At 73.8% G+C, this 14,483-nt stretch carries 14 protein-coding genes; 7 read left to right on the forward strand and 7 right to left on the reverse strand.

Annotation, left to right across the window (positions count from 1 at the left end; translation table 11 throughout):
* Positions 1-53: 53 nt before the first annotated feature.
* Both ABD993_RS03590 and ABD993_RS03595 read left to right on the forward strand, forming a co-directional pair.
* On the forward strand, positions 54-662 hold the full coding sequence (locus ABD993_RS03590) for an acyltransferase (RefSeq protein WP_345412599.1): 609 nt from the start codon (positions 54-56) through the stop codon (positions 660-662).
* Positions 663-716: 54 nt separating this feature from the next.
* On the forward strand, positions 717-1,112 hold the full coding sequence (locus tag ABD993_RS03595; RefSeq protein WP_345412602.1) for a hypothetical protein: 396 nt from the start codon (positions 717-719) through the stop codon (positions 1,110-1,112).
* A gap of 3 nt (positions 1,113-1,115) precedes the next feature.
* On the opposite strand, the gene ABD993_RS03600 is transcribed toward ABD993_RS03595, so the two are convergent.
* Positions 1,116-2,033 (reverse strand): hypothetical protein, encoded by a 918-nt coding sequence (locus tag ABD993_RS03600; RefSeq protein WP_345412604.1) that lies wholly within the window; start codon positions 2,031-2,033, stop codon positions 1,116-1,118.
* 86 nt (positions 2,034-2,119) lie between these two features.
* On the opposite strand from ABD993_RS03600, the gene ABD993_RS03605 reads away from it, so the two are divergent.
* A complete protein-coding gene (locus ABD993_RS03605; RefSeq protein ID WP_345412605.1) occupies positions 2,120-2,965 on the forward strand; it encodes a polysaccharide deacetylase family protein in 846 nt (281 codons plus the stop codon).
* Positions 2,966-3,004: 39 nt separating this feature from the next.
* Here the strand turns inward: ABD993_RS03605 and ABD993_RS03610 are convergent, their stop codons facing one another.
* From ABD993_RS03610 to ABD993_RS03625, 4 genes are read right to left on the reverse strand one after another with little or no spacing between them, the layout of a single operon-like run.
* Positions 3,005-4,099 carry a DegT/DnrJ/EryC1/StrS family aminotransferase gene (locus ABD993_RS03610; RefSeq protein WP_345412607.1) on the reverse strand — a complete coding sequence of 365 codons (1,095 nt, stop codon included), beginning with the start codon at positions 4,097-4,099 and terminating at the stop codon, positions 3,005-3,007.
* Positions 4,100-4,149: 50 nt separating this feature from the next.
* Positions 4,150-5,277, reverse strand: a complete 1,128-nt coding sequence (locus tag ABD993_RS03615) for a DegT/DnrJ/EryC1/StrS family aminotransferase (RefSeq protein WP_345412608.1) — start codon at positions 5,275-5,277, stop codon at positions 4,150-4,152.
* Positions 5,274-6,272, reverse strand: a complete 999-nt coding sequence (locus ABD993_RS03620) for an NAD-dependent epimerase/dehydratase family protein (RefSeq protein WP_345412610.1) — start codon at positions 6,270-6,272, stop codon at positions 5,274-5,276. Before ABD993_RS03620 ends, ABD993_RS03615 begins: the two co-directional genes overlap by 4 nt.
* Positions 6,269-7,399 carry a Gfo/Idh/MocA family protein gene (locus ABD993_RS03625; protein WP_345412612.1) on the reverse strand — a complete coding sequence of 377 codons (1,131 nt, stop codon included), beginning with the start codon at positions 7,397-7,399 and terminating at the stop codon, positions 6,269-6,271. The genes ABD993_RS03620 and ABD993_RS03625 overlap by 4 nt, the downstream gene beginning before the upstream one ends.
* Before the next feature lie 221 nt (positions 7,400-7,620).
* On the opposite strand from ABD993_RS03625, the gene ABD993_RS03630 reads away from it, so the two are divergent.
* Positions 7,621-9,213: a lipopolysaccharide biosynthesis protein gene (locus ABD993_RS03630; RefSeq protein WP_345412613.1), complete on the forward strand. Its 1,593-nt coding sequence runs from the start codon at positions 7,621-7,623 to the stop codon at positions 9,211-9,213.
* A 36-nt stretch (positions 9,214-9,249) separates the two neighbouring features.
* Here ABD993_RS03630 and ABD993_RS03635 read toward each other — a convergent pair whose 3' ends face one another.
* Entirely contained in the window at positions 9,250-10,719 is a 1,470-nt protein-coding gene (locus tag ABD993_RS03635; protein ID WP_345412616.1) for an NAD-dependent succinate-semialdehyde dehydrogenase, read from the reverse strand.
* A gap of 77 nt (positions 10,720-10,796) precedes the next feature.
* Between ABD993_RS03635 and ABD993_RS03640 the strand changes: the two genes are divergently transcribed.
* Together ABD993_RS03640 and ABD993_RS03645 are read left to right on the forward strand one after the other, a co-directional pair.
* Positions 10,797-11,963 (forward strand): acyl-CoA dehydrogenase family protein, encoded by a 1,167-nt coding sequence (locus tag ABD993_RS03640; RefSeq protein WP_345412618.1) that lies wholly within the window; start codon positions 10,797-10,799, stop codon positions 11,961-11,963.
* Positions 11,963-12,967 carry an acyl-CoA dehydrogenase family protein gene (locus ABD993_RS03645; RefSeq protein ID WP_345412619.1) on the forward strand — a complete coding sequence of 335 codons (1,005 nt, stop codon included), beginning with the start codon at positions 11,963-11,965 and terminating at the stop codon, positions 12,965-12,967. The genes ABD993_RS03640 and ABD993_RS03645 overlap by 1 nt, the downstream gene beginning before the upstream one ends.
* On the opposite strand, the gene ABD993_RS03650 is transcribed toward ABD993_RS03645, so the two are convergent.
* Complete coding sequence (locus ABD993_RS03650; protein WP_345412621.1) at positions 12,964-13,446, reverse strand: pyridoxamine 5'-phosphate oxidase family protein; 483 nt, start codon at positions 13,444-13,446, stop codon at positions 12,964-12,966. The genes ABD993_RS03645 and ABD993_RS03650 overlap by 4 nt on opposite strands.
* A 76-nt stretch (positions 13,447-13,522) precedes the next feature.
* On the opposite strand from ABD993_RS03650, the gene ABD993_RS03655 reads away from it, so the two are divergent.
* Positions 13,523-14,419: an SGNH/GDSL hydrolase family protein gene (locus tag ABD993_RS03655; protein ID WP_345412622.1), complete on the forward strand. Its 897-nt coding sequence runs from the start codon at positions 13,523-13,525 to the stop codon at positions 14,417-14,419.
* Positions 14,420-14,483 lie beyond the last annotated feature (64 nt).

Here is a 14,483-nt window from a genome sequence, read left to right on the forward strand (position 1 = left end):
GACGGGGGCCCTCCTAGGGTCGGTCCGGCGGTGACCGCAGGGAGGAGATCGGGATGAGTCCGATGAACGAGGTGCGAGTGCACCCCGCGGGCCTGTGCGAGAGCGACGACGTGGGCGCGGGCACCCGCGTGTGGGCCTTCGCCCACGTGCTCCCCGGCGCCCGGATCGGGCGGGACTGCAACATCTGCGACGGGGCCTTCGTCGAGGGCGGGGCGACGCTGGGGGACAACGTGACCGTCAAGAACGGCACGCTGGTCTTCGAGGGCGTGACCTGTGAGGACGACGTGTTCCTCGGCCCCAACGTACTGTTCACCAACGACCTGCGCCCGCGCGCGGCCATCAAGCGCAGCGGGGACGCCCTCCTCCCGACGACCGTGCGCCGCGGCGTGACGCTCGGGGCGGGCACCGTCGTGGTGTGCGGCACGGAGATCGGCGAGCACGCCTTCGCCGCCGCGGGCGCCGTCGTGACGCGGTCGGTCCCGGCGCACGCCTTCGTGGCGGGCAACCCGGCCGTGGTGAAGGGCTGGGTGTGCGAGTGCGGCGAGCGGTTGCCCGCGGAGCCGACGGTCGACGGGGACCTCGTCTGCCCGGAGTGCGGCACCGCGCACGAGCGGGCCGGGGACGGCCTGCGGGCGCGCGGCCGGGTGAACGCGGACGGGTGACGGACCGTCGCTAGGGTCTCCTGCGCACCGTTCGCCCGTTCCCCGAGGAGAGACATGGACAGCACGACCGCCTTTCGGGCCCTCCGCGACGTCGGCGCCGCCGCCTGGTTCGGCGGCTCGCTCATGGGCGCCTCCGGGCTCAACGCCGCGGCGGACGCCGCGGGCGGACCCGCCGACCGGGAGCGCGTCGTGAGCGCGGGCTGGGCGAAGTGGACCCCGATCTCCCGCGCGGCACTGGCCGCGACCCTCCTCGGCGGCGTGGCCCAGCTGGCGACCCGGCGCAGCCGGGCGGACGTCGTCGGCGTCGGGCTGACCACGGCCGCCGTCGGGCTGACCGCGGGCACCGCGGTGATGGGCTCGAAGGAGGTCCCGGAGACCACCGTGCACGCCGTCGAGTGGACGATCCCCGCACTGCTCGCGGGCGTCATCCTCAGCGGCCTGAAGCGGTAGCCGCTACCGCAGGCCGATCGCGAACGCGCCCCACGGCAGGGTCTCCAGCCGGGCGCGGAAGCCCAGTTTCTCCAGCAGCGGGACCGCGTCCTGCGCGGTCTCGGCGCTGTGGGCGTCCGAGATCTCGACCTTGATGCACCGGACGTCCCGGGCCCAGTCGCCGTGGCGCAGGATCTCCCGCCACGCCGTCTCCACGCTCACCAGCAGGTAGTCGACGGGAGCGCCGCCGCTCCAGTCGGTGAGCAGCCTGCCCGCGTCGGAGGCCTCGATGACGGGGCCGACGGTCTGCGGGTGCTCGACGGTGCCGTTCCCGGTCTGGTCGGCCGCCAGGTCCAGGCCCCAGGCGTCTCGTCCCCAGCCGACCTCGAGCGTGGTGTCCCGGTGCCAGACCGCGGTGTCGATGATCGTGGCCCGGTCGCCCAGGTGCTCGGTGTTCCGCCGGGCCAGCACGGCGTTGTCGAAGTCCGGCTCGATCCCCAGGACCCGGGCCTCCGGGTACTCGTCCGCCAGGTCGGCGAGCAGCAGCCCGATGTTGGCGCCGAAGACCGCGATGTGCCGGACCGGGCCCGGCATGTCCGCGGGCGGCATGTGGTGGCCCTCGGCGAGGAACTGGAAGGCGGCGTAGTCCCGCGACCGCGGGCGCAGCCACACGATCCGGTCGCCGAGCTCCGGGACCCGGAAGGGCCGTGCCGCCGAGGCCGGACGCTGGTCCTCCTCGCGGCCGAGGGCGGACTCCGCGAGCATCCGCATCATCCGCAGCCTGCCCGTCGCGTCCCCGACGCGGGCGACCGACCGCAGGCCGCGCCCCGCCTGCCGGGCGGCTCCCGCGGCGAGCTGGGGCGCCTCGCCGCGGCGCAGGTGCTCGACGAGTCGGTGGAGGCGCGTGCCGTCCGGCTGGTCCATCGTGTCCTCTCGGCTCACCCGACCGGGGGTCCGCCGGGTGTGGCCCAGGGTACGGCGGGGCCGCGGGCGGGCAGCCTCCGACCCGGCGGCTAAGGTCACCGCCGATGGACACGCAGGCGCTGCGCAGCAAGGTGGGGGAGCTCCCCGCCGCCCAACTCGCCTACCGGTGCGCGGTGGCGGGCCGGATGCGGGCCGAGCGTTGGGGGCTCGCTCTGGACGAGTCCCTGCGCACCCGCACCCGGCTGGTGAAGCCCCGGACGGCCGGTGTCGGGCGGATCCTGGCCTACCACTCGATCGGCACGGACTCCTGGGGCGTGAACGACGTCCGCCCCGCGGACTTCGAGCGGCACCTCCAGCTCGCGGCGGACGACGGCTGGACCTTCACCACGCCGGACCGGGTCCTCGCCGATCCGGCGCAGCGGCAGCTCGCGATCACCTTCGACGACGGCGCCACGAGCGTCCTCGACAACGCCGTCCCGGTCCTGCGCCACCACGGCGTCCCCTCGACGATGTTCGTCGTCAGCGGCTGGGCGGACGGCGGACACGGCGCCGGCTACGAGCACGTCCTGGACTGGGCGGGGCTCGGCAGGTTGGAGGCGGCGGGCGTGACGCTGGCCAGCCACTCGGCGTCGCACCCGGACTTCGGCAGGCTCACCCCCGCGGAGGCCGAGCGCGAGCTCGTCGACTCCCGGGAACGGCTGGAGGCGATGCTCGGCCACGCGGTCGACGAGTTCGCGATCCCCTTCGGCCAGTCCGCCAACTGGACCCCGGAAGCGGGGGAGATCGCGGCGAAGGTCTACGGCACGGTCTACGCCCAGGCCGTCGACACCCGCCCGGCGAACACCGTCCCGCGCACCTTCATCACCCGGATCGACCGCCCGCTGATCTTCCGCGCGGCCCTCAACGGCGCGTTCGACGACTGGGAGGAATGGTTCCTCGGCCCGCGCTGAGGGCTCTCACGACTCGGGACTCGTGCAGGCGCCCGCCCGTCAGAGGGCGGTGCGCAGGACCTCCACGACGCGCTGCTGCTGCTCCTCGGTGATCTGCGGGTGGAGCGGCAGGCTCAGGATGCGGTCGGCCATGGCCTCGGCGACGGGGAAGTCGCCGCGCTTGCCCAGCGTGCCGAAGGCCTCGGTGAGGTGGACCGGGGTGGGGTAGTGGATCCCGGCGCCGATGCCGTTCGCGTTCAGGTGCGCGAGCACCTCGTCCCGGCGCTCGACCTCGATCACGTACAGGTGCCAGACGGGCTCGTTGCCGGGGGTGACCGTGGGACGGGTCACCGGGAGGTCCGCGAGCAGCGCGTCGTAGCGGGCGGCGGCCTCGCGGCGCAGCGCGTTCCAGGCGTCCAGCCTGCGCAGCTTCGCGCTCAGCACCACGGCCTGCAGGGTGTCCAGCCGGGAGTTCACGCCGACCACGCTGTGCTCGTACTTGCGCGGGGAACCGTGCGCGCCGATCAGCCGGACCCGCTCGGCGAGCTCGGCGGACCGGGTGAGCACAGCACCCGCGTCCCCGTACGCCCCGAGGTTCTTGCCCGGGTAGAAGCTGGTGCCCGCGATGTCGCCGATCGCCCCGGCCCGCAGGCCGTCCCGACGGGCGCCCTGGGACTGGGCGGCGTCCTCGCAGATCGCGACGCCGTCGGGGAGCCGGTCCCGCAGCGCGGCCACGTCCGCGACCTGGCCGTAGAGGTGCACCGGCAACACCGCGCGGGTCCGGTCGGTGACCGCGGCGACGGCGGCGTCGACGTCCATCAGCGCGGTGCCGGGCTCGCAGTCCACCAGGACGGTCTCGGCGCCCGCGCGGGCGACGGCCTCGGCGGTGGCGATGAAGGTGTTCGCCGGGACGAGGCACTCGTCGCCCGGGCCGACGCCCAGGGCCCGCAGGGCGAGCTCGAGGGCGTCCGTGCCGTTCGCGACGCCGACGACGTGCTCGACGCCGGAGTACGCCGCGTACTCGGCCTCGAACGCCGCGACGGCCGGGCCGCCGACGAACGCGGTGCGGGCCAGGACCTGCTCCCAGCCCTCCGCGACCTCGGCCGCCACCTCGGCGTGCTGGGCGGCCAGGTCGACCAGGGGGATGTTCGCCACGGTTCTCCTCGGGGCGGTCGGGGCGCCGTCGGCGGCAGGCGCGGACTCGGTCAGGCGGTGGGGGCGAGGTGCAGGGCGGCGGCCAGCGCGTCCACCACCAGCTTCTGCTCGGCCTCGCCGATCTCGTGGTGCACCGGCAGGATGATCGTGTTCCGGGTGAGGTGCTCGGTCACCGGCAGCGGCCCGTGCGGGTGGCCGGCGTAGGCGGGCTCCAGGTGCGAGGCCATGATCCCGCGCCGCGCGGAGACCCCCGCGCCCGCGAGCGACTCCAGCACGGCGAGCCGGTCGGCCCCGGGCGGGAGCTCGACCCAGTAGGACTGGTAGTTGCCGGTGCCGTGCGCGGGGTCGGTGACCGCCCGCAGGCCCAGCGGCTCCAGCAGCTCGCGGTAGCGCTCGGCGATCGCGCGCCGCTGCGCCACGATCCCGGGCAGCCTGCCCAGCTGGACCAGGCCCATCGCGGCCTGCATGTCCGTCATCCGGTAGTTGAACGCCGTCTCGGCGTAGCCCTCCAGGACGACCTTCGACCCGGCCGCGTGTCGGTCCGCGGCGGACACGGTCATGCCGTGCTCGCGCAGCCGACGGATCCGGGCGGCCCACTCGGCGTCGTCCGTGGTGACCATGCCGCCCTCACCCGTGGTGAGCAGCTTGCGGGGATGGAACGACCAGGCGGCGAGCAGCGCGCCGGTGCCGACGGGGGAGCCGTGCAGGGTGGCGCCCGCGGCGCAGGCCGCGTCCTCCACGACCGGGATGTCCCGGCAGACCTCGCGCAGCGCGGGGACGTCCGCGGGCTGGCCGCCCTGGTGCACCACGAGGACGGCCTTCGTGCGCTCGGTGAGCACCGCGGAGACCGACTCCGGCGTGAGGTTCCCGTCCGCGGGCGAGACGTCCGCGAACACCGGCGTCGCTCCGCAGTAGCGGATGGCGTTGGCGGTGGCGATGAAGGAGAACGACGGGCAGACGACCTCGTCGCCCGGGCCCACGCCGAGGACGTACAGCGCCAGGTGCAGGGCCGTGGTGCAGTTCGAGGTCGCGACGGCGTGCTCGGCGCCGACGTGGGCGGCGAAGGCCTTCTCGAACTCCTGCACCCGGGGTCCCTGGGCCACCCAGCCGGACCGGACGGCCGCCGCGACGGCCTCCGCCTCCTCGTCCCCGAGGAGGGGCTTCATCACGGGGATCACGCGGAGACTCCCGTCTCCTGCTTCCACCACGCGACGAGGCCGCGCAGGCCCTCGTCCATCCCGATCGTCGGCTTCCAGCCCAGGTCGCGCGCCGCGGCGGAGATGTCCGCGAGCCGCCGGGTGACGCCGTTGACCTGGCGCGCGGGGCCGAACTCCGGGGTGAGGTCGGAGTCCATGGCCGCCAGCAGCGCCTCGGCCAGCCCGGCGAGGCTGATCTCCTGGGCGGTGGCGATGTTGTACACGTCGTCCGTGACAGGGGCCTGCGCGGCGAGCACGTTGGCCCGGGCGATGTCGTGGACGTGCACGAAGTCCATGGTCTGCAGGCCGTCGCCGAAGATCAGCGGGCGCTCGCCGCGGGCGATGCGCTCCATCCAGCGGATGAGCACCTCGGTGTAGACGCCGTAGGCGTCCATCCGCGGGCCGTAGACGTTGAAGTAGCGCAGCGCGACGTAGTCCAGGCCCTTCATGGCGTGGAAGCTGCGCAGCATGCCCTCGTTGAACGCCTTGGCGGCGCCGTAGAAGGTGTCGTTGTTGTACGGGTGGTGGCGCTCGGTGGTCGGGAACTCCTCGGCCAGCCCGTAGACCGAGGCCGACGAGCTCGCCACGACCTTCTTCACGCCGGCCTCGACGGCCTGCTCGATGACGGTGAACGTGCCGTCGACCAGGCTCTCCAGCGCGGTCCGCGGCTGCTCGGCGCACTGGGTGATGCGCAGCGCCGCGAGGTGGAAGACCAGGTCCCTGCCCGCGGTCAGCTCGCGCACGACACCGACGTCGTTGATGTCGCCCTCGACCAGGGTCAACCGGTCACCCGCCGCCTCCCGGGCCGCGGCGATGTTCTCCCGGCGCCCGCGCACGAGGTTGTCCAACACCACGATCTCGGCCGCACCGGCCTCGACGAGCTGGTCCACCAGCGTCGAGCCGATCGTGCCCGCACCGCCTGTGACCAGGACCTTCTGTCCGGTCACCGGCTGGGCCGCCTGCTGAGACTCGGTCACACCGTCACCTCTCCACGGCCGCGCCGGGCCATCGTGGTCGGAACACTCTCGATGACCCCCGCGGTGGCCCGGGGGAACTCCTCGACGGCCCGGATCGGGACGGACTGCCCGTCCTTCGCCAGGCTCTCGGCCGCCGCCTCCAGGATCGCGAGGACCCGCAGGCCCGCGAAGCCGTCGGTGAGCGGTCGCCGGTTCTCCGCGATCGCCGCGGCGAACTCGACCATCACCGACCGCAGGGCCTCCAGGTTGGCCAGGGCGGGCGCGACGGTGTCGCCGGTCCGGTAGGACACGAGCTGCCTGCCCCTGACGTCCGCGTCCGCCAGGTCGGGGTTGCGCTCCACACCGCGCTCGTGCTCGGAGAGCCGCTGGGTGGGGTTCAGGTCGTCCCAGATCAGCGTCCGCTTCGACCCGCCGACGACGAAGGTGCGGATCTTGGTGGGGGACAGCCAGTTCACGTGCACGTGGGCCAGCGCGCCGTTGGACAGCCGCAGCGTGAGGTGCGCCACGCAGGCGTGCCCCGCGCCGACCGGGTCCGAGCCGTGCGCCGCGACCGAGACCGGGTGCACCTCGTCCGGCAGGATGGCGTCGAAGATCGAGAGGTCGTGCGGGGCGAGGTCCCAGAGCACGTCCACGTCCGGCTGCACGATCCCGAGGTTGATCCGCACGGAGTCGAGGTACTGCAGGTCGCCGATCCGGCCGCTGCGGACCGACTCGCGGATGTGCCGGACCTCGGAGGTGTAGCAGAACGTGTGGTCGACCATGAGCACTCGGCCGAGCCGCTCGGCGGCCTCGACCAGCCGCCTGCCCTCCTCGAAGGAGGGGGCGAGCGGCTTCTCGATCAGCACGTGCTTGCCCGCCTCCAGGGCCTGCATCGCGACGGCGTAGTGGGTGGCCGCGGGCGTCGCGATGGCGACCGCCTGCACGGCGGGATCGGCGAGCACGTCGGTGAGGGAGGTCGAGACGCGGACGGTGGAGTAGTTGCCGAGCACGGCCTGGGCCCGCTCCTCGCTCAGGTCGCAGAGGTACTCGAGGCGCAGCCCCGGTGTCTGCTGGGCGTTGCGCACCAGGTTGGGGCCCCAGTAGCCGCCGCCGACGACCGCGATGCCGATCGGGTTGCCGTTCTCCACTCGAGTCCCCCTCGTGCTGCTCTCCCGTCCCCACAAGACGACCGCGTCACCCGGACGGGCGGGTGCTTCGGACCATACGGCAGCCCCTCGAACGGCCCGTCGGGGCCTCAGGGTGGCTTCAGGTGTCGTCTCCTAGACTCCGTCGCCATGACATCGGCCGGGTATCCCCCCGCATTCCCACGGCCTGCCGGTACCGTCGCGCGGTCCGTCCGCAGGCAGCAGTGACCCGCCCCGACTCCGAGGCCGGCCCCCGCGCGCCCGCTCCCCCCGCCGGCGACGGGGCCCCCCGCGACCCGGGGCCGGGCTGGTTCGACACCCCCCGCAGGCCCGAGACACGAGGACCCGCCGCGCACCGGACGCCCGACGACCCGCCCACCGGCCCGATCGAGCTCCCGACCGGGCCCATTCCCCTCCCGGACGCCGACGGTGGGCGTCCGGCGGGGGCGACGGGTGGCGGCGACGGGCCCGAGCCCCCGCCGGAGATGGGCAAGGACCTCGGCTCGTCCTCCGGTGGCTCCAACCGGCGCGCGCTGAACGACGGGCTGTCGCTGACGATCAGCGGCGCGGTCGGCTCGGTCGCGGGCCTGATCTCGTGGCTGATCGCGGCGCGGATCATGCCGCAGGAGTCCGTCGGCTACGCCTCCGCCTTCGTCTCGGCGTTCCTGCTGGTCGCGGGTGTGGCCCAGCTCAACCTGGACTCCGCGATGATGTTGTGGATGCCGCGGTCGGGCAAGCGGGCGGCGACGCTGTTCTGGCGCAGCCACCTGGTGATCATCCCGTCCTGTGCGGTGGTCGGCCTGGTCTACGTGATCCTCGAGCCGCTGATGGCCGAGACGGGGTCGGGCGACTACCTCCCGATGTGGGCGGGTGGCCTGCTGTTCCTGGCCGCCGCCATCGGCTGGGGTCTGTGGGGCGTGCACGACTTCAGCCTCATCGCCGTCGGGAAGACGTGGTGGGCGTCCTGGCGCAACATCGCGTTCGCCGTGGCACGGATCGGCCTGCTGGTCGCGCTCGGGGCCTCGATGGGCCCCTTCGGCGTCGTGCTGTCCTGGGTCGTGCCGATCGCGCTCTGGACGCTCGGGAGCGCCATCGTCGGCGGCATCTACACCCGCAAGTTCGCCCGAGTGTCGGACAACGACTGGCTGCCCACCCGCAAGGAGGCCGTGGGCTTCCTCGGGCCGACCACGCTGGCGCACTGGGGCACGGTGCTGCTGTTCAACCAGGTGACGGTCATCGTCACACAGCGGTTCGGCGGCTCCGCCGGCGCGGCGTTCTTCATCGCCTGGCAGGCCGTCATGGTCATCGACATCGCCTGCCAGCGGTTCATGCAGTCGCTGTCCGCGCAGCTCGCGCGGGACCCGGAGAACGCGGCCGTGAACATCCGCTCCTCGCGGCGCAGGCTCTATGTGATCTTCCTGCCGATGATCGTCGTCGGGATCGCCGGGGCGAGCCTGGGCCTGTCGCTCTTCGGCCCGGGCTACGCCGAGGCCGCCGACGTCCTGCGGGTGCTGCTGCTCGGCATGGTCGCGCGTCTGGTCATCTCGCACGAGCTGGGTGTCCGGCAGGCGCTGCACGACGGGTTCGGCTTCGCCCGGCTGCAGCTGATCAGCACGGCGTTCGTCATCGGCGTCGCGGTGTTCATGCCGATCGGCGCGGCGAGCGCGGACGGCAGCCATCCCGTGGAGCAGCTGCTCCCGATCGCGATCGGCTACGCGGTCTCGCAGGCCGTCTGCGCGGTCGCGGTGCTGGTGTGGCCGCGGATCCGGCCGGGCGGCCCGAAGCCGCGCACGTTCAGGATCGAGCAGGAGGCCTGAACCCGGGGGCGGCTCGCGCGGGCCGCCCCCGGTCGGTCAGCCGAGGCCGCCGATGGCCACGTACTTGATCTCCAGGAACTCCTCGATGCCCACCGTGCCGCCCTCGCGGCCCAGGCCGGACTCCTTGATCCCGCCGAACGGTGCCGCGGGGTTGGAGACGAGCCCGGTGTTGAGCCCGACCATCCCGCTCTCCAGCTTCTCCGCCACCCGCAGCGCCCGGTTCAGGTTCTCCGTGAACACGTAGTTGACCAGGCCGAACTCGGTCGCGTTGGCGGCGGCCAGTGCCTCGTCCTCGGTGTCGAACACCGAGATCGGCGCCACCGGTCCGAAGACCTCCTCGTGGTTGAGCCGGGAGTTCTGCGGCACGTCCACCAGCACCGTGGGCGGGTAGAAGTAGCCCGGCCCGTCCGCCTTCTCGCCGCCGACGGTGATCCGCGCCCCGTGCGAGACGGCGTCCCCGACGAGGTCGACCACCTTGCCGAGCCCCTTGGCGTCCACCAGCGGGCCGACCTGCACGCCGTCCTCGGTGCCGCGGCCGACCTTGAGCGCGCCCATCCGCTCGGCGAGCTTGCCCGCGAAGGCGTCCGCGACCGAGCGGTGCACGTAGAAGCGGTTCGCGGCGGTGCACGCCTCGCCCATGTTCCGCATCTTGGCGAGCATCGCGCCCTCGACGGCCTTGTCGAGGTCGGCGTCGTCGAACACCAGGAACGAGGCGTTGCCACCCAGCTCCAGGGACGTGCGCAGGACCTTCTCGGCGCACTGCTCGAGCAGGATCTTGCCGACGCCGGTCGAGCCGGTGAAGGAGAGCTTGCGCGCCCGCCCGTCCCGGATGATCGGCTCCATGACGCCCTGGGCGTCCGTGGCGTTGAGGATGTTGAGGACGCCCGCGGGGACGCCGGCGTCGAGCAGGATGCGGCCGAGGGCGAGCATGGACAGCGGGGTCTGCGGCGCGGGCTTGATCACCACGGTGCACCCGGCGGCCAGCGCCGGGCCGATCTTGCGGGCGCCCATGGCCAGCGGGAAGTTCCAGGGCGTGATGAACAGGCACGGGCCCACGGGCTGCTTCATCACCAGGAACCGGCTGCCGCCCGCGGGGGCCGTGGCGAAGCCGCCGTCGATCCGCACGGCCTCCTCGGAGAACCAGCGGAGGAACTCGGCCGCGTAGGCGACCTCGCCGCGGGACTCGGCCAGCGGCTTGCCCATCTCCAGCGTCATCAGCAGGGCGAGGTCCTCCTGCTGCGCGAGCATCGCCTGGTACGCCCGGCGCAGCACGTCGCTGCGCTCCCGCGGGGCGGTCGCCGCCCACGCGGCCTGGGCCTCGTGGGCGGCCGTGAGCGCCGCCATGCCGTCCTCCGGCGCGGCGTCGGCGACCTCGGCGAGGACCTCGCCGGTCGAGGGGTCCTCGACCTTGGTGGTCGCACCCGACGCCGCCTGTCGCCACTCGCCGCCGATGAGCAGGCCCGTGGGGACGGCGTCGAGCACCTTCCGTTCGAGATCGGAGTTCATACCCGGATGTTCCCATCCCGGCACGCCTTGATGCACGGAACCGAACGGTCGTCTAGGAAGGGGAGGTGACATCCACGATGGTGAGACTGCCCGACCTGGTGCCGCCCCCGGTCGAGCTTCCCGAGCGGGTCGCGGCGCTGCGCGCCGAGGTGCGGGCCTTCCTGGCCGAGGAGCGGGCGGCGGGGCTCTGGCGCCCGCGGGCCGACACCTGGCTCTCCGGCTGGGACGAGCGGTTCAGCCGCGAGCTGGCCGCCCGCGGCTGGCTGGGCATGACGATCCCCACGGAGTACGGCGGGCACGCCCGCGGTGCCCTGGACCGGTACGTCGTGACCGAGGAGCTGCTGGCGGCGGGCGCGCCGGTGGCGGCCCACTGGATCGCCGATCGGCAGATCGGGCCGTCGCTGCTGCGCTTCGGCACCGAGGGCCAGCGGCAGCGGTACCTGCCCGGGATCGCGAAGGGCGAGGTGTTCTTCGGCATCGGCATGTCCGAGCCGGACTCGGGTTCGGACCTGGCGTCGGTGCGCTCGAAGGCGGACAGGGTCGACGGCGGGTGGGAGCTGAGCGGCACCAAGGTCTGGACGTCCGGGGCCCACCGGGCGCACGCGTTCTTCGCCCTGGTCCGGACCTCGCCCAAGGACGAGGGGAACCGGCACGCCGGGCTGTCGCAGCTCATCGTCGAGCTGGACTCGCCGGGTGTCACGATCCGACCCATCCCGCTGCTCACCGGCGCCCACCACTTCAACGAGGTGGTCTTCGACAAGGTCTTCGTGCCGGACGACCGGGTGCTCGGCGAGGTGGGCCGGGGCTGGCACCAGGTGACCTCGGAGCTGGCGTTCGAGCGCTCCGGCCCCGAGCGCTACCTGTCGACGTTCCCGCTGCTCGTCGCCCTGCTGCAGGAGATCTCGGGGCAGGAGCTGGACGCCGGGCGGCGCCGCGACCTGGGCGGGCTGGTCTCCCGGTACTGGACGCTGCGGCGGATGTCGCTGGCCATCGCCGGGGCGCTCGAGGCGGGGGAGGCCCCGGAGCTCGCCGCCGCGGTGGTGAAGGACCTGGGCACCCGCTTCGAGAACGAGGTGATCGACGCCGCCCGCCTGCTGGTGTCGGTCCCGCCGGACCCCGGAGCGGAGTCCGGCTATGCGCGGCTGCTGGCCGAGGCGGTGCTGCACGCCCCCGGCTTCACGCTGCGGGGCGGGACGAACGAGGTGCTGCGGGGGATCGTCGCGCGGGGATTGGGGCTGCGCTGATGAACGAGCTCGAGGAGATGGCGGAGTCGGTCTTCGCGGACGCCGGGGACGTCACCGCGACCGGCCTGGACACCGAGCTGTGGAAGACCCTGGAACAGACCGGGCTGGCCCGGCTGACCCTGCCGGAGGAGGCGTGTGGGTCCGGCGGCGCGCTGTCCGACGCGGCGGCCGTGCTCCGGATGGCCGGTCGCCACGGCGCGCGGGTGCCACTGGTGGAGACCGACCTGCTCGGCGGGTGGCTGTTGCACGCCGCGGGCCTCGAGGTACCCACCGGGCCGCTCTCGGCGGTGCTCGCGCCGGGGCTCGCGGTCGAGGGCGACCGGGCCACCGGCACCCTGCACCGGGTCGCGTGGGGTCGCTCCGTCGGGACCGTGGTGGCGCTGACCGGGGACCGCGTCGTCCTGGTCGACCCGACCTCCGCGCAGGTCACCGAGGGTGCGAACGTCGCCGAGGAGCCGCGGGACACCCTGGTCCTGGACGGCGCCCCGGTGACGGTGGGCACGGCGCCGTCGGAGGTCGTCGTCGAGTTCCCGTTGCGGGCGGCGCTGGGTCGGTCCCTGCTGATGGCCGGGGCCGCGCACGCCGCGCTCGCGATGTCCGTGCGCTACGCGACCGAGCGGGTGCAGTTCGGCAGACCCATCGCGAAGCTGCAGGCCATCCAGCAGACCCTCGCCCTCGCCGGGGCCGAGGTCGCCGCCGCGGAGGCGGCGTCCCAGGCCGCGGCGGGCGAGGCCGAGCGGCACGGGTTCGCCGAGTCCGCGCTGCCGATCGCGGCGGCCAAGGCCCGGTGCGGCGAGGCGGCCGGTCAGGTGGCCCGGATCGCCCACCAGGTCCACGGCGCGATCGGCTTCACCCGCGAGCACGCGCTGCGGATCGCGACGACTCGCCTGTGGGCCTGGCGGGACGAGGACGGCACCGAGGCCCAGTGGAACGACCGGGTCGGTGCCCGAGCCCTGGAGGTCGGCCCGGACGGCCTCTGGCCGCTGCTGACCGGCGCGCCCTAACCGCGGTCCCGCCTGGAGTCGGGGAGCTTGCGGAAGTCCCAGCTCGTGATCTTCTCCGGCACCAGGCGGAGCCAGCCGTGCCTGCCGTCGATCACCTTCCGGCCGCCGGAGTACTTGTCCGCCATGGCCTGCTCGACGGCGTCGAGCTCGGGGTTCGGCTCACCGGTGCGGGGGATCTCGCCGACCGGCTCGACCCGACCGCGCAGCTCGACGCCGTGCAGCTCGGAGTAGTCGTCCCCGCCGTCGACGACCGCCGCGATGCGCGGGTCCTTCTCGAGGTCCGTCCAGCGCTGCGACTTCACCAGCGACGTCAGCCACAGCGCGGTGCCGTCCCAGTGGAACCAGAGCGGGGTGGCGTGCGGGCCGTTCGTGCCGTTCGTCGCCACCCGGCAGACGCGGGCGGTGCCGAGGTAGGCGTCCCGCTCGTCGTCGGTCATCGCGATGGCCCGGGCCCGGCGCTGGGTATTCGGTGCGGTCATGGGGCTGAGGTTACCCAGTGATCACCCACTGGGATGGATGCGCGACCGGGACGGGCCCGGCGTCGTTAGTGTGCCGGTGATCGCTCCCTCGAAAGGCCTGCCGCACGTGCGTCGCTCCTCGCTCGTCCTCGCTCTGCTCCTGCTCGTCGGCGCGCTCTCGGCGGCCGGTGTCGCCCAGGCGGGGGAGCCGGAGCGCTACGTCGCCCTCGGCGACTCCTACAGCGCCGGGCCGCTGGTTCCCCCGCAGGAGGGGATGCCGGTCGGGTGCCTGCGGTCGGGGTCGAACTTCCCGTCCGTCGTGGCGGCGGGGATCGGGGCGGCCGAGTTCGTGGACGTCTCCTGCAGCGGCGCGACCACGGACGACCTCACCGCACCCCAGAGCGTGGCCCTCGGCTCCAACCCGCCCCAGCTCGACGCCCTCACCGGCGCCGAGGACCTGGTCACGCTGACCATCGGCGGGAACGACGTCGGGTTCGCGGACATCATCGGCCGCTGCGCGCTGACCTCGCCCACGGACCTGTTCGGCGCGGCGTGCAAGGCGTCCTACGGGAGCACCCTCGACGAGCGGATCGCGGTGGCGGGGGAGAAGGTCGCGACCGCGCTGGATGCCGTCGCGAAGCGCTCCCCGGACGCCACCGTCGCCCTCGTCGGCTACCCGGCGCTGCTGCCGGACGAGGGCCCCGGCTGCTTCCCGCTCGTGCCGTTCAGTGCGGGCGACGTCGCCTGGCTGCGCGGGGTCGAGAAGGACCTCAACGCGACGCTCGCGGCGCGGGCGGCCGCGGCGGGCGCGACCTACGTGGACACCTACACCCCGACGATCGGGCACGACATGTGCCAGGTCCCGGGCGTGAAGTGGATCGAGGGCCTGCTGCCGACCGCACCGGCGGCCCCGGTGCACCCGAACGAGCTCGGCATGAAGGCGATGGGCGCGGCGGTGCTGAAGACCCTGAACACCACCCCCACCGCCGCCTGACCACGACCCCCACCCACGCCCCACGAGCCGCCTGCCTCCGGCGAGCCCGCCCCCCACAGCCCGC

Origin of the sequence: Pseudonocardia xishanensis, from assembly GCF_039541715.1 — a bacterium.
GTDB classification, from domain to species: Bacteria; Actinomycetota; Actinomycetes; order Mycobacteriales; family Pseudonocardiaceae; genus Pseudonocardia; species Pseudonocardia xishanensis.